Below are 18,600 nucleotides of genomic sequence, written 5' to 3' on the forward strand. Positions count from 1 at the left end.
CTAAGCTGAATGCGATGCGCCCCCATGCAAAGGATGGATACGTGAGCGAGACTGTCTTGTCCAATAACGATCAGCCGTCGGCACAGGCGCCGGCGGACCCCGTTACCGCCCCACCTGCCAAGCGCTCCGGCAGTGGTCTGGCAGCGCTGGCCTTGCTGCTGGGCGCGGCCGGGGTGGCGGTAGGTGGGTGGGGTGTCTGGCAGGTGCGTCAACTGCAAGGCAGCGAGTTCAACCAGGGCCAGCACATCGAGGCGCTGAACCAGCGTGCCGAGGCCCTGCAGCAGCGTGAACAGCAGATCAGCGCGCAACTGGCCAGCCTACCGGCAGCCAGCGAGCTCGAAGACCGCCGCCGCCTGGTGGCGCAATTGCAGGGCGACCAGCAGCGCCTTAGCCAGCGGGTAGAAACCGTGCTGGGTGAAAGCCGCAAGGAGTGGCGCCTGGCCGAAGCCGAGCACCTGCTGCGCCTGGCCACCCTGCGCCTATCGGCTCTGCAGGACATCACCAGCGCCAAGGCGCTGGTCGAGGGCGCCGACGAGATCCTGCGTGAGCAGAGCGACCCGGGTTCCTTCGCCGCCCGTGAGCAACTGGCACGCAGCCTGGCCACGCTCAACAGCACCCAGCAACCCGACCGTACTGGCCTGTTCCTGAAACTCGCTGCACAGCGTGAGCTGGTACAACAGTTGAGCGCCCAGTCGCCTGAGTTCGAGAGCAATGCCGATGCACTTGGCGCACTGACCGCCGACGGCGATGGCGCCAGCCGCCTGTCGCAGTGGTGGGACGAGATCTCCAAGTATTTCCAGATCGACTTCAACGCCGATGAGAACGTGCGGCCGCTGCTGGCCGGGCAACAATTGAACCAGCTGCGCCTGGCCCTGAGCCTGACCATCGAGCAGGCACAGTGGGCGGCGCTCAATGGTGATGCCAAGGTCTACACCCAGGCGCTGGACGATGCCCGCAGCGTGCTGCTGGCCAACTTCAACGCTGACAACCCGCAAAGCAAGGCCATGCTCGAAAGCCTCAATGCCCTGGCTGAGCAACCGGTGTCGGTGGTAACCCCAGACCTCAGCGAAAGCCTGGCGGCAGTGCAGGCCTATATCCAGCGCCGCCACTTGCCGGCCGAGGCTGAAGGGGGCAAGCCATGAAGCGTGTCTACCTGCTGGCCGTGCTGGCTATAGTGGTTGCCGCAGCGTTGGGCATCGCAGTCGCCAAGCATAGCGGCTACGTGTTGATCTCCTATGGTGGCTTCCGTTATCAGTCGGGGCTGTGGGCAGCCCTTGCCGGGTTGCTGGCGGTGGTCTTGTTGTTGGGGTTGCTGCGTTACCTGGTCGGCCTTGTGCTGACCTCAAGCGGTGTGGTCAACCCATGGTCGCGGCGCAACCGTAGCCGGCGCATTCGCCTGGCCATCGAGCAGGGCCAACTCGACCTCGCCGAGGGCCGCTGGGCCAGTGCCCAGCGCCACCTGCACCGTGCCGCCGAGGCCGAGCGCCAACCGCTGCTGTACTACCTGGGTGCCGCGCGTGCGGCCAATGAGCAAGGCCGTACCGAAGACAGCGACAACTTGCTGGAGCGCGCCTTGGAGCGCCAGCCACAGGCGGAGCTGGCCATTGCCCTGACCCATGCCCAGTTACAGATGGACCGTGGCGAAAGCGATGGTGCTCTGGAAACCCTGCTGGCCATGCAGGAGCGCCACCCACACAACAGCCAGGTGCTGCGCCTGTTGCAGCGCCTGCACCTGGAGCGCGGCGATTGGTCGGCCTTGATTCGTCTACTGCCCGACCTTCGCAAGGGCAAGGTGCTGCCGGCTGCGGAACTGGCCGCCCTTGAGCAACGCGCATGGGGCCAGAACCTGAGCCTGGCGACTACCCGTGGCGAGGACGCGCCAAGTGCCCGCCAGGCCCTGGAGCGGGCCTGGCAGCAACTGACTGCGGCCCAGCGCCAAGAGCCACAGCTGGTGCTGGCCTACGCCGAGCAACTGCGCCAGGTAGGCGCCCAGAGCGAGGCCGAGCAAGTACTGCGCACGGCCCTGAAACGCGAGTATGAGAGCCACCTGGCCCGTCTGTACGGCCTGGTGCGCGGCGAGGACCCGGCGCGCCAGCTGCAAACCGCCGAAGGCTGGCTCAAGGCTCACCCGCAAGACGCCAGCCTGCTACTGACCCTGGGCCGCCTGAGCCTGCAGAACCGGCTGTGGGGCAAGGCGCGTGACTACCTGGAAAGCAGCCTGCGCATGGAACGCAACCCTGAGGCTTGTGCCGAACTGGCCCGCTTGCTCGCTGGCCTGGGCGAGACCGAACGCAGTAACCAATTGTTCCAGGAAGGCCTTGGCCTGTTGGACGAACGCCTGCTGGCTTTACCGCTGCCAGAAGGCGTTCGCGCCTGACCTACCCCAAGGCCCGCGCCAAGGTGCGGGCTTTGGGGGCGGGTAATTTATCCACCGCTGCCAGTTAAATCTGACGTCCGCTTCTTCAGTCGCCTCCTACCTTGGCTCCGGAAATTTCCTACGTTATTCAGCGACTTGTCGTTGCTGTCGTGCCTTGAAACAAAGGGCGTCTTTCCTCTACCGTTTCAGGCCTCTATCTCTTCCCCGGGACCTGAACCGCCTATGCTGCCGGCCCGTTTGCGCACGTTTTTCCTTCCCGCCTGCCTGGCCGCACTGGCAGTGCTCGCCGCGTCCATGTACCTGGAAAACGTCCTTGGGCTGGTGCCGTGCCCGTTGTGTCTGAGCCAGCGGCTACTGCTTGGCGTATACGGGCTGCTAAGCCTGGCAGCGCTGGTGCAGGCACCGGGCACCCGCGGCATTCGCCTTTATGCACAAGTGACGCTGGGGTGCTCGCTGGCCGGCGCATTGTTGGCAGCACGGCATGTCTGGTTGCAGGGTGCAGGCGGTGCCAGCCATGTATGCCCGGCGCCGATCGGGCAGCTATTGGTGAACTCCTGGAGGGAAGCGACGCGGCAACTTCTGTTCGGCGGCCCGGATTGCCACTCACTGACCTGGAGTTTTCTCGACCTGACGCTGCCGGAGTGGAGCCTGCTGGCCTTCCTATTACTAGCGGCGCTGCCCTTGAGTTACCTGCTGGCGTATCGTTTCCGCAGCCTGGCAGGAACATGACCTGGCGCAAGGCTGGATCATTAGCGCGACCAATGGCGATGTATCAGGGGATTAAACACTTGTATGAACTTTGTCCTCTGCGTACCTTGAAGGGCAGCACGCGCGGGAATAATCTCGCAGCACGTATACCGAAAACACAACTGCTCGATGCCGTCCTGCTGATGTCACCTTTGTGCTGCGCGGTCGTGGTGCGAGGTGCAGCGGCATCTACCCAGAAGGGAAGAGATTGCCATGCTCGATAGTTGTCAGAATGCCCAGGAACGCTGGGGTGGGGTTCACGACCTGATCGACCGTTGGTTGAAGGCGCGCCAGGACCTGGTGCAGTCTTTCGGCGCACTGCGTGATTTGAAGCCAGCCTTCGCCGACAAGGACACAAACGGAGACTTTTGCGGCCTGCTTGTCGACTACTGTTCGGCGTGGCATTTCGAGGTCTGCGAACAGCTGGTCAGTGAGGCCAAGGCTTTCGACGATGAGAGAGCGCTGAAATTGGCCGAAGAGATCAATCCGCGGATCAACGACATCACCCAGATCGCGCTGGCCTTCAATGACCATTGCGCGAAAGGCGGGTGCAAGGACACCGAACGCTTCGCTAAAAAACTAGGCAAGCTGGGTGGCCTGCTGCATGAACGCTTCGAACTTGAAGACTGCCTGATCGAAGTGCTGCATAACGCGCACAAGGAACAAGGCGCGGTCGAGGCCTGAGGGTTGGCGTCAGTCGCCAACCGCCAGCAGTTCGATCTCGAACACCAAGGGTGTATAGGGTGCGATCAAGTCACCCGCGCCCTCGGCTCCGTAGGCTTGTGCTGATGGAATCACCAGGCGCCATTTGGCGCCGGCGTGCATCAGCGGCAAGGCTAACTGCCAACCTTCTATCACCGAGTCCAGGCTGAACCACTGTGGTGTCTGGTTCTGGTCGAATATCGAGCCATCCGGCAATTTGCCCACGTAGCGTACCTGCACCTTGCCGCCGGGTTTCGGCTGCGCACCCGTGCCTGCCTGCAGTTCGCTGTAGAGGATGCCCTGCGTTAACTCACGTACGCCATAACGCCCGCGCTCATTGGCCATGAAGCGTTTTTCGGCCGCTTGGAGTTTTTGCATCTCAGCATCACCCTCCTGCGCCTCATGCTGTTGAAGCACGGCCTGCATCCGAGCGTTGTCGAGCTTCAGCGGCTGTCCCTGGTAGGACTGGCGTAACCCATCGACCAGCGCGTCCAGCTGCAAGCCTGGCATATCCTGGCGCAGCCGCTCACCCAGGCTGGCGCCGAGGCTGTAGGCGAGGTCGTGATCATCGGTCTCGGCCGAGGCGATGGGGGCCAAAAGACATAAACCTAAAACAAGATATCGAGGCATGGTCGGTTCCTGCGCCAATGAGCGGGGGAGTATGCCAGCGTTCCGTTTTTGATTGTGTGCTCGCGCCCCTTGCAAAAAGAGACCTTGTGTTGCGAAAGGGGGGGGGCGAGGCTCGAGAGGATGGGCTGCAAGTCAGATAAGTGCCAAATTCCAGCAATGATTTATTCAGCAACTACACTTGCACGGAGCTGCAAGATAACAACTTTGCCCAGGCATGCAACGCGGCGTAAATATTACTGTCAACATGCCCTAGCGGCGGTAGCAGCAGAAGCATAGTATGAGCCGCAATCTCGTCAGCCAGGAGGTAAACCATGTCGGCCAAAAAGAAGCCAGTAAGTACGCCGTTACACCTGCTCCAACAACTTTCGGGCAGCCTGCTCGAACACTTGGAAGAGGCCTGCTCGCAAGCGCTGGCTGATGCGGAGAAACTGCTGGCCAAGTTGGAAAAGCAGCGTGGCAAGGCGCAGGAAAAACTGCACAACGGTCGCCTGAAACTGCAAGACGCAGCCAAGGCCGGTAAAGCCAAGGCGCAAACCAAGGCACAAAAAGCCATCGGCGAACTTGAACACCTGCTCGACTCCCTCAAGGAACGTCAAACCCAGACGCGTTCTTATATTCAACAACTCAAGCGTGATGCTCAGGACAGCCTCAAGCTCGCCCAGGGGGTAGGCAAGGTTCGTGAAGCCGCGGCCAAGGCCCTCGATTCGCGTGCTGCCAAACCAGCGGCCAAGCCAGCTGCCAGGGCGTCTGCTGCCAAACCAGCAGCCAAGCCTGCTGCCAGAACTTCTGCTGCCAAGCCTGCGGCGAAGCCAGCTGCCCGAACCACCGCTGCTGCCAAGCCTGCGGCGAAGCCAGCTGCCCGAGCCACTGCTGCTGCCAAGCCTGCGGCGAAGCCAGCTGCCCGAGCCACTGCTGCTGCCAAGCCTGCGGCGAAGCCAGCTGCCAAAGCCACTGCTGCCGCCAAGCCTGCGGCGAAGCCAGCTGCCAAAGCCACCGCTGCTGCCAAGGCTGCGGCGAAGCCAGCTGCCAAAACTGCCGCCGCTGCCAAGCCTGCGGCGAAGCCAGCTGCCAAAGCCACTGCTGCCGCCAAGCCTGCGGCGAAGCCAGCTGCCAAAGCCACAGCTGCTACCAAGCCTGCAGCCAAGCCAGCGGCAGCCAAAGCCACTGCCACCAAGCCTGCCGCGAAACCAGCTGCCGCCAAGCCTGTAGCCAGCAAGCCAGCCGAAGCCAAACCGTCTACGCCTACCGCCAGCACTCCGGCTGCCGCAAGCAACTCGGCCACTCCCCCCGCTGCGGCAGCACCCTCGGCACCTGCCGGCACCCCGGCTCAGGCGCCGTCTTCGGCGTCCTGAAGCGCAGCCGCCGCGACGCGCAACTGAACCAGCGCGTCGTTGTGGTGTGTCTGGTCCGGCGCCAGCCGGGCCAGCCAGTCATCCGTGGGTGCATGGGAATCCGCGGACCACTGCCGCGCATGCTCCTGCAAGCGTTCCAGCAAGGCCTTCTCGGCCTGCAATTCCAACCCTTTGAGTCGCTCACGCAACAGCCCCAGCTGGGCATCAGCCTGCGCTGCCGTTCGCCATTGCTGGCGCAGGCTGCGTAGCGGGGCGATCACTTCGCGTTGCCAGGGCTCGGCAACTGCTCTCAAGGCCTGCGCACGCTCGTCTAGCACTGCAACGCCACGCGCCTGCAGCCAGGTTGCGCACAGGAGCAGGCAGACATCGCCACCCAGCGCTTGCAACTCGAGGCAGGCCGCTTCCACGCCGGGCCTGGCATACAAGGCCAGGGCGTGATTCCACAGGTCGGTGTGCATGGTTCCACTCGCGCTATGGGCCGAGGAAGCTGGTAGACTCCGCGACCATCATGATCAGACTATCCAACCTCACTTTACAGCGTGGTCCGCAGCGCTTGCTAGAAGGCGCCGAGATGACCCTGCACGCCGGTCACAAGGCCGGCCTGATCGGCGCCAACGGTGCCGGAAAATCCAGCCTGTTCGCCTTGCTGCGCGGTGAGCTGTCGCCCGATGCCGGCGATTGCCAGTTGCCCGGCGACTGGCGCATCGCCCACATGCGTCAGGAGGTCGACACCCTCGACCGCCTGGCCGTGGACTATGTGCTCGACGGCGACGTGCGCCTGCGCAAGGTCCAGGCCGAACTGGCCATCGCCGAGCAGGCCCACGACGGTACCGCTCTGGCGCGCCTGCACAGTGAGCTGGAAAGCGCCGACGGTTACACCGCCGACGCGCGCGCGCGCAAGCTGCTGGCCGGCCTGGGCTTCACCAACGAGCAGATGGACCGCCGTGTCGGAGACTTCTCCGGTGGCTGGCGGATGCGCCTGAACTTGGCCCAGGCGCTGATGTGTCCGTCCGACCTGCTGCTGCTCGACGAGCCCACCAACCACCTGGACCTCGATGCGATCCTGTGGCTGGAAGACTGGCTCAAGGGCTACCCCGGTACTCTGTTGTTGATCTCCCACGACCGTGACTTTCTCGATGCCGTGGTCGACCACGTGCTGCATGTCGAGCAGCGTAAGCTGAACCTCTACAAGGGTGGTTACACCGCCTTCGAGCGCACCCGCGCCGAGCGCCTGGCGCAGCAGCAGCAGGCGTACGAGAAGCAGCAGGCGCAGCGCGCGCATATGGAAAAGTACATCGCCCGCTTCAAGGCACAGGCCACCAAGGCCCGCCAGGCGCAGAGCCGGATCAAGGCCCTGGAGCGCATGGAAGAACTGTCTGCGGCGCACGTCGATTCGCCGTTCGACTTCGTCTTCCGCGAGTCGCAGAAAATCTCCAGCCCGTTGCTGAGCATGTCCGAAGGCCGCTTGGGTTATGGCGACAAGGCCATCCTCGATAAGGTCAAGCTACAGCTGACCCCCGGTGCGCGCATTGGCCTGCTGGGGCCCAACGGCGCTGGCAAGTCGACCCTGATCAAGAACCTTGCGGGTGAACTGGAGCCGCTGTCGGGCCGCCTGGTCCGTGGCGAGAACCTGGCTGTTGGCTACTTTGCCCAGCACCAGCTGGACTCGCTGGACGACAAGGCCAGCCCGCTGCTGCACCTGCAGCGCATCGCCTCCACCGAGCGCGAACAGACTTTGCGCGATTTCCTCGGCGGCTTCGATTTCCACGGCGCCCGTTGCGACGAACCGGTGGTGAACTTCTCCGGGGGCGAAAAGGCGCGCCTGGCGCTGGCGCTGATAGCCTGGGAACGGCCGAACCTGTTGCTGCTCGACGAGCCGACCAACCACCTTGACCTGGAAATGCGCCTGGCACTGACCATGGCATTGCAGGAATTTGCCGGTGCCGTGGTGGTGGTGTCTCACGACCGTCACCTGCTCAAGAGCACCACCGACGACTTCTTGCTGGTGGCGGACGGCAAGGTCGAAACCTTCGACGGAGACCTGGACGACTACAGCCGCTGGCTGGTCGAGTACCGCCAGCGCAGCGCGCCGGCCAGCACGGCCCCGGTCAACCCGGACAAGACCGACAAGAAGGCCCAGCGTCAGGCTGCCGCGGCCTTGCGTCAGCAACTGGCGCCGCACAAGAAGGCCGCCGACAAGCTGGAAACCGAGCTCAACCAGGTCCACGTGCAACTGGCCGAGATCGAGACCACGTTGGGTGACGGTGGTCTCTACGAAGCGGCGCGCAAGGACGAATTGCGCGACCTGCTGGCGCGCCAGACCAAGCTCAAGCAACGCGAAGGTGAGCTGGAAGAAGCCTGGATGGAGGCGCTGGAAACCCTGGAGAGCATGCAGTCCGAGCTCGAGGCGCTGTCCTGATGGAGGAACTGCGTTCGCTGCTGCCTGGGCAATGGATGGACACCTTCTGGCTGGGCTTGCAGATTCTCTTGATCATGGTGGCGGCGTTCGTCCTGCAGCGCATCATTGCTCGCGGGTTGAGCCGCCTGGGCCAGCGTTACCCGTTGCCGCCAGAACTGCTGGTGCCGGTGCGTGGCAGCCTGCGCTGGCTGATCATGGGCAGCGCGCTGCTGTTCGTGCTGGAGCGGCTGGGCGTGTCGGCGACCGTGCTGTGGACGGCCTTGTCCGGCTTTGTCGCGGTGGCGGCAGTGGCTTTCTTCGCCATGTGGAGCGTGCTGTCCAACCTGCTGTGCGCGGTACTGATCTTCACGGTCGGGCCGTTTCGCATCGGTGACGTAGTCGAACTGGTCGATACGCTGGACAAGCCAGGCGTGAAAGGGCGGGTGATCGCTATCAACCTGCTGTTTACCACCCTGCTGGAAGTGCCCGAAGCGGGCGGGGCGCTGGTGCAGGTGCCCAATAGCCAGTTCTTTCAGAAGTCGGTGCGGCGCTGGCGCGGGGCCGAGGTTCAGGCCCTGCACAAAGAAACAGCTACCGAAGCTGACTGAACCTGACCTGGCCCTATGAATCCATCAGAAATCACTGGTTATTTTTTCACCAAAACCTTAGCTTAACGCTTTGCAACAAATGTTCGAGCGAGGTGTGTGATGTCGATGGAAGTATGGTTGGGCTTCTTTGCCGCCTGTTGGGTGATCAGCCTTTCACCCGGTGCCGGGGCGATTGCCTCGATGTCCAGCGGCCTGCAATACGGCTTCTGGCGCGGCTACTGGAACGCCTTGGGCCTGCAACTGGGCCTGATTGTGCAAATCGCCATCATTGCCGCCGGCGTGGGCGCCGTATTGGCAGCCTCGGCCACGGCCTTCCAGTTCATCAAATGGTTCGGCGTCGCCTACCTCGTCTATCTGGCCTACAAGCAATGGCGCGCCCTGCCGATGGACATGTCCGATGAGTCCGGCGTACGCCCGATCGGCAAGCCGCTGAGCCTGGTGTTCCGCGGGTTCCTGGTCAACGTCAGCAACCCCAAGGCGCTGGTGTTCATGCTGGCGGTCCTGCCGCAGTTCATCAACCCACATGCACCGTTGCTGCCGCAGTATGTGGCGATCACTGTGACCATGATCACCGTGGACATGCTGGTGATGGCGGGGTACACCGGGTTGGCTTCCCGGGTGTTGCGCTTGCTGCGTACGCCCAAGCAGCAAAAGCGCCTGAACCGGACTTTTGCCGGGCTGTTCATCGGTGCGGCTACCTTCCTGGCGACCCTGCGCCGCGCACCACTCTGATATACCGCTGGGGCCCGGCCGGGCCCCAACTCTATTTCTGCTTGTCTACCAGCCCCGACAGCAAGTCCACCGGCATAGGGAAGACAATGGTCGACGTCCTGTCTCCCGCAATCGCCCCCAGCGTCTGCATATAGCGCAACTGCATCGCCCCCGGTTCCTTGCCCAGCATTTGCGCCGCCTGCATGAGTTTCTCTGACGCCTGCAATTCCCCCTCGGCATGGATCACCTTGGCCCGCCGCTCGCGTTCGGCCTCGGCCTGCCGGGCGATGGCGCGTACCATCGATTCGTTGAGGTCGACATGCTTGATCTCGACGTTGGCCACCTTGATGCCCCAGGCATCGGTTTGCGCGTCCAGCACCTGGCGAATGTCCGCATTCAGTTGCTCCCGTTCGGCCAGCAACTCATCCAGTTCGTGCTTGCCCAGCACCGCACGCAGCGTGGTCTGGGCCAACTGGCTGGTCGCTACCAGAAAGTCCTCGACCTGGATGATCGCCTTTTGCGGGTCGAGCACGCGGAAGTAGAGCACCGCGTTGACTTTGACCGAAACGTTGTCGCGAGTGATGACATCTTGTGGCGGTACATCCAGCACCACCGTGCGCAGGTCCACCCGCACCATTTGCTGGATCACCGGGATCAACAGGATCAGCCCTGGCCCTTTCACCTGCCAGAAGCGCCCCAACTGGAACACCACGCCGCGCTCGTATTCGCGCAGGATGCGAAACGCCGACAGCACCAGCAGCCCCAGTACGATCAGCACCGCACCGATACCCACTTGCATGAACATGGTCAGTCTCCTTGCGTCGCAGGCGCGGCGGCGCTCACGTCCAGCATCACGCCATGGCGCGCGGTCACCCGCACGCGCTGGCCGGCTTGCAGTGGCGTCGGACACTGCACTTGCCATTGCTCACCCTGGGCCAGTACGACGCCACGCAGCGGGTCGGCTGCCATCACCTGGGTGACGGTAACCAGGCTGCCGACCAGGCCGGCGTCACCGCTGACCAGCGCCCGCTGGCGTGCCTTGAGGGCCATGGCCAGCACGCCGCCGATGAGCAGGGCCGAAAGCACTGCCAAGGTACCGATCAAGACCAGCGGGATGCCGAAGCCCGGGGCATCGGTGTCGATCAGGATCAGCGCGCCGAACACAAAGGCAACGATGCCGCCAAAGCCGACCACGCCGAAACTGGGCAGGAAGGCTTCGGCGATCATGAAGGCGATGCCGAGCAGGATCAGCGCCACCCCGGCGAAGCTCACGGGTAATAGTTGCAGGGCGTAAAGCGCCAACAGCAGGCAGATGCCACCGACCACACCCCCTACTGTAGAGCCGGGGATCATGAATTCGAACAGCAGGCCGTACACGCCGATCATGATCAGGATCAGCGCCACGCTGGGGTTGGTGATCACCGCCAGTAGCCGTGTGCGCCAGTCCGGCAGGTGCTCCACCAGGCTGGCGCCGGCAGTCTGCAACTGGCGTGGCTGGCCGGCGACCTCCAACGTTTTGCCATCGAGCTTGCGCAGCAGGGTGGGCAGGTCATCGGCTATCTGGTCGATCACATTCAGCCGCAAGGCCTCGCTGGCGGGCAGGCTGACGGCCTCGCGCACGGCTTTCTCGGCCCAATCGGCATTGCGCCCGCGCAGTTGTGCCAGGCCGCGGATGTAGGCAGCGGCGTCGTTGACCTGCTTGTGTGCCAGGGTTTCATCATTGCTGCCCTTGGCCTTGTCGTCTTTGGGTGCACCTGGGAGGCCGCCGATCTGCACGGGCGTGGCGGCGCCCAGGTTGGTGCCGGGGGCCATCGCGGCGACATGGCTGGCGTAAAGAATATAGGTGCCGGCGCTGGCCGCGCGGGCACCGCTGGGGGCAACGTAGGTGGCAACTGGCACGGGGCTGGCGAGAATCGCTTTGATCATCTGACGCATGGCGCCGTCCAGGCCACCGGGGGTGTCCATGCGGAGCACCACCAGTTGTGCGCCCTGTGCCTGGGCCTGATCGAGGCTGCGTACCAGGTAGTCGGCGCTGGCTGGCCCGATCGCTTCATCGATGTCGAGTACCCACACCGCACCGGGCGCTGCCTGGCCACCTGACATGATGCCAAGCAGCAACAGCACCAACAGCCAGCGCCAGCAGCGGGCGATCACCTGTCGTCACCTCGTTTGCCCTTCCTCCACAAGTTTAGCCCTGGCTGGCGCTACCCGGCCTAAAATTGAAGATTGGGGGCGAAACCGGAGGTGCATCATGCGTATGGCAAAGACCCTGCAGGCCCGCCTGGACAAGGCCAACTGCGACTACGACATCATTCCCCATCCACATTCGGCCACCAGCCTGGAGTCGGCACGCACGGCCGGCGTACCCGCAGAGCGGGTCGCCAAGTCGGTGATGCTCGATGACCGTCATGGCAACTACATCATGGCCGTGCTACCCGCCAACCGGCACTTGGACATGAGCAAGGTACGCATGTCAGGGGCTTGGCAGCTGACCCGCGAAAGCGGCCTGCCAAGCCTGTTCAATGACTGCGAACGCGGTGCCGTGCCGGCCCTTGGCGATGCCTATCAAATAAAGATGCTGCTTGATCCGAGTCTTACCCGCCAGGGCGATGTCTATCTGGAGGCAGGTGATCATGATCATCTGATTCATATGAGCATGGAGCAGTACATGAAGCTGGTGCCGCACGCCGAAGTGCGCGAACTGTGCTGATGTTTTCACACCAATGCCAGACGGGCGTCGTGGACGGCCTGCCTGGCGCTCAGGAGGAACCATGGAAGCGCCGATCCATCCCTTTGCCGACCTGTTCAAACAGTTGGGCTTGCCCGACGATCCCAAGAGTATCGATCAGTTCATCACCAGCCATTCGCCGTTGAAGAACGAGATAAAGCTGGTGGATGCACCGTTCTGGAGCGACTCCCAGCGTGCTTTTCTCAAGGAAAGCATCATTGAAGATTCCGATTGGGCCGTGCCCTTCGATCAACTCAACGAAGCGTTGCGCCGCCCCCGAAAATAAAGCGCCGAGCGGCACCTGACGAGTGATTGGCCGTTGCTATGCTCAGGAAAACAATAAGGGGATGGCGCGATGAAAGATCCCTATGCACCAGGTTTCTGGTGTTCCGTGACGATCCTGGGCACCCTGACGGCCAGTTACTTTTACGGCATCAGGCAGGCGCAACAGATGAACCAGGCGGTGCATTTTCTGTATGCGGCTGCCGCTGTCACCGTGGCTGTTGTACTGGTGGCGCTGACCTGGATTGCCTGGCAGCAGTTGCACCTGAACAAGCGCGAAGTGATTCAGGGACGAACGTTGCTGACCATCTGGAACACCAAGGTGGCGCTGCGCCGCGTCGAGACCGTATTCGACCGCTACTTCTGGGGCAGCTACTGGCATTCGGGGCGCACGTTCGAAGAGGTCATGGGTGAGCTCAAGGGCACGCCGCTGGAGCAGAGCCTGGAGGCCCTGAAGCGTCAGTGTCGTGTACTCGACCGAGAAATCCATGACCACCATCATCATTGGCTGGCCAATGCCCGCGACCTGTCCAGCGTGGCGCAGGCCATGGCCCGTGAACGCTACCAGCTGGACCTGGGCGAGCCCACCTGCAGTGGCCATGGCAATACTGCCGTGCTCAACCGTGACCTGGAGGTGCTGGTGTACACCTGGTCGGCGCGCCTGCGCAGCTTTGACCATCAGCTGGACGAGCTGGAGCGCACCTACCATTGAGAGGTTTCATTCGCCGCGGATGTACTGCTCAAGCTGCTGGATGAGGCTGGCTTGCTCAGTGATGGTTTCCTTGACCAGGTCACCGATCGACAGCAGGCCGAGCAGCTTGCCGTTGTCGACCACCGGCAGGTGACGCAGGTGGCGATCGGTCATCAGGTTCATGCAGAAATCCAGCTTCTGCTTGGGTTCCACGGTCACCACAGGCGCACTCATGATTTCGCGCACCGGGGTGGCGGCAGAAGAGCGCCCCTTGAGTACCAGCTTGCGTGCATAGTCCCGTTCACTGACGATACCCACCACCTGGGTGCCTTCCACCACGGGCAACGCACCGACGTTTTTCTCCGCCAGCATTTTCAGGGCGTCGAGCACCGAGTCATCCGGGCCGATGGTGTAAACGGTCTGGTGCTGGGACTTGGTCTTGAGGATTTGTTCGACGGTCTTCATACGGGCCTCTGCGGGTGAAAAAAGCGCTGTCTCGGAGTAACTAAAGCATCCGGTACGGCGCTCTGCACGGCAATGCAGGAAACGGCATGGAGTTGATTGAAAAACGTCATTGATCTGCGCTTGTCGCGCCCTCTCCGCGGCTTTAGCCGCGAGGAGGGCGCCACTGCCGATCAAAGCTTCGGCATCTGCCCGATCCGCGCCACCATTTCACTAACCACCTGCAAGTCCAGCATGAACTGCTCCACGGTCTTGAACTCGTTGTCGTTGTGCCCGGTGTATTTCACGTCTGGCATAGCCAGGCCGAACTGGACGCCGTTGGGCAGGTCGTGGACCGAGGTCGCACCAGCGGACGTGCCGAACGCGTGCTTCATGCCCAGGTTCTCGCTGGCCACCGCCAGCAGAGCCTTGACCCATTCGCCTTCGGGGTTGCGGTACATCGGCTCGTCCAGGCTGTAGTCGAAGGCTACGGAGATGTGGCTTTGCCGCGTCCATTGGCCCAGTTTGCCCGCCAGTTCATCCTTGATCGCGGCAATCGGCTTGCCTTTGGGAATACGCAGGTTCACCGCCAGCTTCAGGCCTTTGTCATCCACACCGACAAAGGTCGGCGAGGCGGTCAGCGGGCCCATGAACGGGTCCTTGAAGGCCACGCCAAGCTTGTTGCCCAGGTAGTCCAGGCCCCAGTTGTCGGCGGCGTAGCGAGCGGCGTCGGTGAAGTGGTTGTGCTTGAGCGGTACCTGGTTGCCCAGGCCATTGATGAAGTCGAGCATGCGTGCCACCGGGTTGACCCCGGATTCCGGCTCCGAGGAGTGTGCGGAAACCCCGGTAACCGTGAGTAGCACATGCTTGCCGTCGGCCCTGGCATCGATGCTGAAATCACCGCCATGCTGTTTGACATATTTGCCGCCGGCTTGCTGCAAATGCTTGGCCAGCGCTGCCGGGTTGTCGGTGATGAGGGTAGCCACTGAAGTGGTCGGGATCTGGTTGGTGGCCAGGCCGCCGGTCAGGTTGATGATTTCAGCACCCTTGCCAGTGGCTGGCCGCTTGCTGAAGCTGGCCATGACCGTGCCGTAGCCTTTTTCAGCGATCACCACCGGATAGCCACCATCCAGGGCCAGGTTGTAGTCGGGCGTGGGGTTGCGCTCGAAGTAGTAGGGAATGGCATCACCGCTGGTTTCTTCCGTGGTGTCGATCAGCAGCTTGAACTGCCGGGCCAGCGGCAGGTTTTCGTCCTTGGCCACTTTCAGTGCGTACATCGCTACGACGATACCGTTCTTGTCGTCTTCGGTGCCGCGGCCGTACATGCGGTCGCCAACCAGGGTGACTTTGAACGGGTCCAGGCGCGTGCCGTCGGCCAGTTTCCAGTTGTCCGGGTTGACCGGCACCACGTCGGCGTGGGCATGGATGCCGATCACTTCCTTGCCGCTGCCCAGCGAAATCTCGTAAACCCGGTTGTCGATGTTGCGGAAGGCCAGGCCAAAGCTGTCGGCCAGTGCCTTGATCTTGTCGGCGACTTTGAGGAACTCAGGGTTTTCGTACTGCGGCGTGCCCTCGACATTGAAAGTCGGGATGGCCACCAGTTCCTTCAGGGTTTCAGTAGCAGCCTTGCCGTACTTGATTCGCGTGTACAGGCCGAGCAGGCGGTTGATCTCATCCTGTTGTTCGGTAGCCAGCTGTTTGCCGGCCAGGTAGGCGTCCAGGGTTGCTTCAATGTTGTTGGCCTTGGCCAGGTCACTGCCTTTGAGCTTGCCGAGGAACTGCTTGAAATCGCTTGGGTCGCTGCCGTCGAAGGCTTTGACGATGGCGGCGGATTGCTGCTGGGAGAGGTTGGCCTGGGCCGGCTGTGTGAACAGACCGATGCTGGCCAGCAGCAAAGTGGTGGCGGTAAGTTTTTTCAGGTGCATGGTTGCGCGCATTCCTTCGCCAATCATTGTTATGGGTGACCCGTTCGGAAAACGGGAAGACGCCCACGCTAACACCAATGACCTGTGGCACGGGAGTGCCAGAAATGCGACATGTCGCACAAACGAAAAAGCCCCGGGCATAGGCCCAGGGCTTTTTGATATGGCGCACTCGGCGGGATTCGAACCCACGACCCCTGCCTTCGGAGTCCTAAAAGTCGGCGTTTGGAATCAGTACGTTAGCGGGGATTAGCTGGGATTTCAATGGGTTGTGGTAGCTGGGGTTAGCTGGTTTTCGCGCCGGTTAGCAGGGCGAGTGTGGCAGATTTGTGGCATGGAGGGAGAGGTTGAGCTTGCGGCCTGAATCGCTGAACCCGGTCAATGCGGCGACTTCTGCAACACCCACGAGAACGTCGTCGCCGAGTTTCTGTATTTTTTGGATGGTTTCGTAATCTACTGACATCTGGCTATCTCTCAATTGATCTGAGAGGTCAGTTTTTGCCTGTGGCGAAGCGATCAGGTAGGACAGATTTTTAACAGGATCTTCTCTTAGTGACTTCACGCGGACCGCACTCGCTGAGTGCGGATTCCACGACCATTCTCCCCCCGCGATCTTCGACGACTGGGGCTTGGGCGTTTGACGCTGCGCAAAGACGCGACATGCTCGAGTCGCTGGACGACTACTACGGCAATCGCCCAGCACTGATGACCAGCCAGATGCCGGTGGAAAGGACATGCGCAAGTGCGTAACGAAATTGACGGCAGCGGGGCCTTCAGATTAACAATGCCAACCTGCGTCTCTGCGCTCCGACTGCTTGGTCGGGCGGTCGGATGCAATGGAATCCGCGCTGTAGGGGCGGTATGTGGCTTACGTCGCCCAGTAAGGAGCTAAAAGTGGAAATCGAAAGTAAGCGCTGGCATGTCGCTATTTTTTTGACAATTGTTATGTCCATTGCCACAGGCATAGGCAATCTGTGCTCGTCATATCTTCTTTTGACCGTAAAAAACGAGGAGGAGATGGATCGGGCTGAGATTGCTAGGAAAGCAAGAGGGGCAGAAATGCATTGTGACAAGCTGCGCGAGGCAGCTTCACTAGCGGCTGAAATCGAATTCAGTGCCGATAGGGGATATCCCAACAGTATCAGCATCAGTGATCTTCTCGCTGGTGAAACATTTGAGCAGCATCAAAAGGTTCCACGTGAGGTGATCATCGATGAGCAGTTGGCGTACGAGAAAAGAGCATCCGCGCTTGTACCAATGCTCACCGAGGAAGAGGCCAGGATTCTTAATAGAGTGACGCTGCACCATTACGTCGTTACGGGTTTGCGAACCAGTAAAGTCCCGCCTGAGTTACGAGCATCTCCCCGTGAAGGGGGATTCAATGCAAATGAGGAGTTGCAAGGTATTCGCGACGGCGGAGCTTTGCTTGCGGCTACCTACAGGCAGATCTGTACTGAAGTGCGGTAAACCCTAAAAGTGGTAATTGCGCTGATTTGCCCCCTGTTTGCATTCGACTTGGCCAGCACCGGATGTGACCAGCGCACGGGTACCTCTTGACCGGCAGGAATCGACCCATAGCTGCCCTTCGCGGGGAGCAGCTTTCGGCAAGAAACGGACGATTGCAGCAAGAAATCATCTAACTAGATGCGGGCTACTTTTACAAGCTGGTTAGTCTTTCTCTTGTTTAACTCTGCACTTGCAAGAGACTTCTCCTGCAAACCGAAGCCTGCATAGGCTCATGCCGTATAAACCTTCCCTAGGATGAAGCTCAAGGGGACGTAAAAGTGGGAGTCCAGGTCGAGTCTGTGCCTGCGCTCTGCCGCGATAGCCTCACAGTGAAGGTGGTGCCGTTCTGCTTTGTAGAATCGACTAATACACAGCCCGCATGGGCCTTGGCTATTTGGCTCACGATAAAGAGCCCGAGGCCTATGCTGGTAGCGCCCCCAAGTCTCTGCTTCCCCCGCACCAAAGGTTCGAAAACATGCTTTAGCAGTTCAACGGAAATCGGTGCGCCGCTGTTGTGCACCGTCAGGGTAGCTGTCGTTTCTTCGACGCAAGATGTCACGTAAACGGACTTGCTTGGATCGCCATAGGCCACTGCGTTTGCCACCAGATTGCCGATCAGCTGGTAAAGGCGGTCGGAGTCGATCAGGGCGCTACGTTCGCCGGTATGCTGATAAGTCAGTTGACGGCCTGGAAACGTTAGCCGTAATTCTTCAAGGCACGCCTCCACGGTGTGCGGCAGGTCAGCAACCCTGGGCTGAATGGAGATACCGCGCCCGGCCTGAATGAGCGTGAAATCCAGCAAGTCCGCCACAAGCCGCTGCGCACGTGATACGGAGTGGCTGATCGCTGTGAGCAACTTGGGGTTTTCGGCAGCATGTGAACGTCGTGTCAACAAGTCGGTCGCCATTCTGATTGCCAGAAGTGGCGTACGCAGCTCATGACTGACGATACCAAGTATTTGCTCGGCCGGTAGGGACTTTGCACTCTCAGTAGGCTGCATCACGCAGACATGGCCGGGAGACAGTAATGCGCGCTGTGTCTTGAGGTTTTTAGCCAGACAGCGTTCGGCCAATAGGCGCGTGCGCAGCAGATCACGCTCGTAACACTGTTCGTCAGTGTTAAACATGGTCAGCTCGTGAACGATGCCATTAGAACGCGCGCAGGTAATAGCATTAGATATAAGCGGCAGGGTGAAGCCATTACAGTGCACGAAATCAAACTTGACGTTTGCCACCGCTCCCAACGTCCCCATCAGTGGCTGCCAGTACAACTGGTGAAGGGCCTTGGCTTCTATTGTAAGAAGTTGCTGAAGCCGCATGCGAACCAAGGCTTCATGTTTGTAGCCCAGCAGGCGGCAGAATGCCGCATTCGCGCTGGCGATCTGCCCGTTCTGCGATGTCAACAGCAACCCGACATCAGAAGTGTCTTCCCTTATTTGCGATGCTACGTCCGTGCATGTGCACGCCAAGTTAGCGGTTTGCTTTAAGAGCGCGTTCAAGGGGGGC

At 61.3% G+C, this 18,600-nt stretch carries 20 protein-coding genes; 12 read left to right on the forward strand and 8 right to left on the reverse strand.

What is annotated here, in order from left to right; translation table 11 throughout:
• The first annotated feature begins 41 nt into the window (after positions 1-41).
• From DMX11_RS21870 to rsd, 4 genes are all read left to right on the forward strand, one after another.
• Positions 42-1,142 (forward strand): uroporphyrinogen-III C-methyltransferase, encoded by a 1,101-nt coding sequence (locus tag DMX11_RS21870; protein ID WP_110746768.1) that lies wholly within the window; start codon positions 42-44, stop codon positions 1,140-1,142.
• Positions 1,139-2,377: a heme biosynthesis HemY N-terminal domain-containing protein gene (locus DMX11_RS21875; protein ID WP_110746771.1), complete on the forward strand. Its 1,239-nt coding sequence runs from the start codon at positions 1,139-1,141 to the stop codon at positions 2,375-2,377. The genes DMX11_RS21870 and DMX11_RS21875 overlap by 4 nt, the downstream gene beginning before the upstream one ends.
• A 222-nt stretch (positions 2,378-2,599) precedes the next feature.
• Entirely contained in the window at positions 2,600-3,106 is a 507-nt protein-coding gene (locus DMX11_RS21880) for a disulfide bond formation protein B (protein ID WP_110746772.1), read from the forward strand.
• Positions 3,107-3,337: 231 nt separating this feature from the next.
• Entirely contained in the window at positions 3,338-3,808 is a 471-nt protein-coding gene (rsd, locus tag DMX11_RS21885; protein WP_110746775.1) for a sigma D regulator, read from the forward strand.
• Positions 3,809-3,817: 9 nt separating this feature from the next.
• Here the strand turns inward: rsd and DMX11_RS21890 are convergent, their stop codons facing one another.
• Positions 3,818-4,456, reverse strand: coding sequence for an FKBP-type peptidyl-prolyl cis-trans isomerase (locus DMX11_RS21890; protein WP_110746778.1), 639 nt, complete (start codon positions 4,454-4,456; stop codon positions 3,818-3,820).
• 311 nt (positions 4,457-4,767) lie between these two features.
• Between DMX11_RS21890 and DMX11_RS21895 the strand changes: the two genes are divergently transcribed.
• A complete protein-coding gene (locus DMX11_RS21895; protein WP_110746780.1) occupies positions 4,768-5,808 on the forward strand; it encodes an AlgP family protein in 1,041 nt (346 codons plus the stop codon).
• Here the strand turns inward: DMX11_RS21895 and DMX11_RS21900 are convergent.
• Positions 5,784-6,266: a TIGR02444 family protein gene (locus DMX11_RS21900; RefSeq protein ID WP_110746783.1), complete on the reverse strand. Its 483-nt coding sequence runs from the start codon at positions 6,264-6,266 to the stop codon at positions 5,784-5,786. The genes DMX11_RS21895 and DMX11_RS21900 overlap by 25 nt on opposite strands.
• 50 nt (positions 6,267-6,316) lie before the next feature.
• Between DMX11_RS21900 and DMX11_RS21905 the strand changes: the two genes are divergently transcribed.
• The 3 genes from DMX11_RS21905 to DMX11_RS21915 all read left to right on the forward strand — a co-directional run bounded on the left by DMX11_RS21905 (position 6,317) and on the right by DMX11_RS21915 (position 9,546).
• Positions 6,317-8,227 (forward strand): ATP-binding cassette domain-containing protein, encoded by a 1,911-nt coding sequence (locus DMX11_RS21905; RefSeq protein WP_110746786.1) that lies wholly within the window; start codon positions 6,317-6,319, stop codon positions 8,225-8,227.
• Positions 8,227-8,814: a mechanosensitive ion channel family protein gene (locus DMX11_RS21910; RefSeq protein WP_110746789.1), complete on the forward strand. Its 588-nt coding sequence runs from the start codon at positions 8,227-8,229 to the stop codon at positions 8,812-8,814. Before DMX11_RS21905 ends, DMX11_RS21910 begins: the two co-directional genes overlap by 1 nt.
• Positions 8,815-8,913: 99 nt before the next feature.
• On the forward strand, positions 8,914-9,546 hold the full coding sequence (locus DMX11_RS21915; RefSeq protein ID WP_110746792.1) for a LysE family transporter: 633 nt from the start codon (positions 8,914-8,916) through the stop codon (positions 9,544-9,546).
• A 31-nt stretch (positions 9,547-9,577) separates the two neighbouring features.
• Here the strand turns inward: DMX11_RS21915 and DMX11_RS21920 are convergent, their stop codons facing one another.
• Complete coding sequence (locus DMX11_RS21920) at positions 9,578-10,330, reverse strand: slipin family protein (RefSeq protein ID WP_110746794.1); 753 nt, start codon at positions 10,328-10,330, stop codon at positions 9,578-9,580.
• A 2-nt stretch (positions 10,331-10,332) separates the two neighbouring features.
• Positions 10,333-11,679 carry a nodulation protein NfeD gene (locus tag DMX11_RS21925; RefSeq protein WP_110746796.1) on the reverse strand — a complete coding sequence of 449 codons (1,347 nt, stop codon included), beginning with the start codon at positions 11,677-11,679 and terminating at the stop codon, positions 10,333-10,335.
• 97 nt (positions 11,680-11,776) lie between these two features.
• On the opposite strand from DMX11_RS21925, the gene DMX11_RS21930 reads away from it, so the two are divergent.
• The 3 genes from DMX11_RS21930 (at position 11,777) to DMX11_RS21940 (ending at position 13,247) form a co-directional block, all read left to right on the forward strand.
• The gene (locus tag DMX11_RS21930; RefSeq protein WP_012270008.1) at positions 11,777-12,235 is read left to right on the forward strand and encodes an aminoacyl-tRNA deacylase; all 459 of its coding nucleotides are present in this window, start codon (positions 11,777-11,779) and stop codon (positions 12,233-12,235) included.
• Between the two features lie 61 nt (positions 12,236-12,296).
• Positions 12,297-12,539, forward strand: a complete 243-nt coding sequence (locus DMX11_RS21935; protein WP_110746798.1) for a DUF2789 domain-containing protein — start codon at positions 12,297-12,299, stop codon at positions 12,537-12,539.
• Between the two features lie 69 nt (positions 12,540-12,608).
• Positions 12,609-13,247, forward strand: a complete 639-nt coding sequence (locus DMX11_RS21940; protein ID WP_110746800.1) for an NADH:ubiquinone oxidoreductase subunit N — start codon at positions 12,609-12,611, stop codon at positions 13,245-13,247.
• A gap of 6 nt (positions 13,248-13,253) precedes the next feature.
• On the opposite strand, the gene DMX11_RS21945 is transcribed toward DMX11_RS21940, so the two are convergent.
• The 3 genes from DMX11_RS21945 to DMX11_RS25905 all read right to left on the reverse strand — a co-directional run bounded on the left by DMX11_RS21945 (position 13,254) and on the right by DMX11_RS25905 (position 16,151).
• Positions 13,254-13,691: a CBS domain-containing protein gene (locus DMX11_RS21945; protein WP_110746802.1), complete on the reverse strand. Its 438-nt coding sequence runs from the start codon at positions 13,689-13,691 to the stop codon at positions 13,254-13,256.
• 170 nt (positions 13,692-13,861) lie between these two features.
• The gene (locus DMX11_RS21950; RefSeq protein ID WP_110746804.1) at positions 13,862-15,592 is read right to left on the reverse strand and encodes a dipeptidase; all 1,731 of its coding nucleotides are present in this window, start codon (positions 15,590-15,592) and stop codon (positions 13,862-13,864) included.
• A gap of 301 nt (positions 15,593-15,893) precedes the next feature.
• Positions 15,894-16,151, reverse strand: a complete 258-nt coding sequence (locus DMX11_RS25905) for a hypothetical protein (RefSeq protein WP_146230375.1) — start codon at positions 16,149-16,151, stop codon at positions 15,894-15,896.
• Between the two features lie 332 nt (positions 16,152-16,483).
• Between DMX11_RS25905 and DMX11_RS21960 the strand changes: the two genes are divergently transcribed.
• On the forward strand, positions 16,484-17,056 hold the full coding sequence (locus DMX11_RS21960; RefSeq protein WP_110746807.1) for a hypothetical protein: 573 nt from the start codon (positions 16,484-16,486) through the stop codon (positions 17,054-17,056).
• A 301-nt stretch (positions 17,057-17,357) separates the two neighbouring features.
• Here DMX11_RS21960 and DMX11_RS21965 read toward each other — a convergent pair whose 3' ends face one another.
• Positions 17,358-18,593, reverse strand: coding sequence for a PAS domain-containing sensor histidine kinase (locus tag DMX11_RS21965; RefSeq protein ID WP_256590656.1), 1,236 nt, complete (start codon positions 18,591-18,593; stop codon positions 17,358-17,360).
• Positions 18,594-18,600: the final 7 nt, after the last annotated feature.

This window comes from Pseudomonas sp. LB-090624 (assembly GCF_003205205.1).
Classification (GTDB): Bacteria; Pseudomonadota; Gammaproteobacteria; order Pseudomonadales; family Pseudomonadaceae; genus Aquipseudomonas.

Excerpts from the sequence above, each read along its gene's own strand:
- DMX11_RS21895 (WP_110746780.1), top strand. The coding sequence starts at position 4,768 with ATGTCGGCCAAAAAGAAGCCAGTAAGTACGCCGTTACACCTGCTCCAA.
- DMX11_RS21935 (WP_110746798.1), top strand. The coding sequence starts at position 12,297 with ATGGAAGCGCCGATCCATCCCTTTGCCGACCTGTTCAAACAGTTGGGC.
- DMX11_RS21945 (WP_110746802.1), bottom strand. The coding sequence starts at position 13,691 with ATGAAGACCGTCGAACAAATCCTCAAGACCAAGTCCCAGCACCAGACC.
- DMX11_RS21930 (WP_012270008.1), top strand. The coding sequence starts at position 11,777 with ATGCGTATGGCAAAGACCCTGCAGGCCCGCCTGGACAAGGCCAACTGC.
- DMX11_RS21900 (WP_110746783.1), bottom strand. The coding sequence starts at position 6,266 with ATGCACACCGACCTGTGGAATCACGCCCTGGCCTTGTATGCCAGGCCC.
- DMX11_RS21920 (WP_110746794.1), bottom strand. The coding sequence starts at position 10,330 with ATGTTCATGCAAGTGGGTATCGGTGCGGTGCTGATCGTACTGGGGCTG.
- DMX11_RS21940 (WP_110746800.1), top strand. The coding sequence starts at position 12,609 with ATGAAAGATCCCTATGCACCAGGTTTCTGGTGTTCCGTGACGATCCTG.
- rsd (WP_110746775.1), top strand. The coding sequence starts at position 3,338 with ATGCTCGATAGTTGTCAGAATGCCCAGGAACGCTGGGGTGGGGTTCAC.
- DMX11_RS21905 (WP_110746786.1), top strand. The coding sequence starts at position 6,317 with ATGATCAGACTATCCAACCTCACTTTACAGCGTGGTCCGCAGCGCTTG.
- DMX11_RS21915 (WP_110746792.1), top strand. The coding sequence starts at position 8,914 with ATGTCGATGGAAGTATGGTTGGGCTTCTTTGCCGCCTGTTGGGTGATC.
- DMX11_RS21890 (WP_110746778.1), bottom strand. The coding sequence starts at position 4,456 with ATGCCTCGATATCTTGTTTTAGGTTTATGTCTTTTGGCCCCCATCGCC.
- DMX11_RS21880 (WP_110746772.1), top strand. The coding sequence starts at position 2,600 with ATGCTGCCGGCCCGTTTGCGCACGTTTTTCCTTCCCGCCTGCCTGGCC.
- DMX11_RS21910 (WP_110746789.1), top strand. The coding sequence starts at position 8,227 with ATGGAGGAACTGCGTTCGCTGCTGCCTGGGCAATGGATGGACACCTTC.
- DMX11_RS21875 (WP_110746771.1), top strand. The coding sequence starts at position 1,139 with ATGAAGCGTGTCTACCTGCTGGCCGTGCTGGCTATAGTGGTTGCCGCA.
- DMX11_RS21950 (WP_110746804.1), bottom strand. The coding sequence starts at position 15,592 with ATGCACCTGAAAAAACTTACCGCCACCACTTTGCTGCTGGCCAGCATC.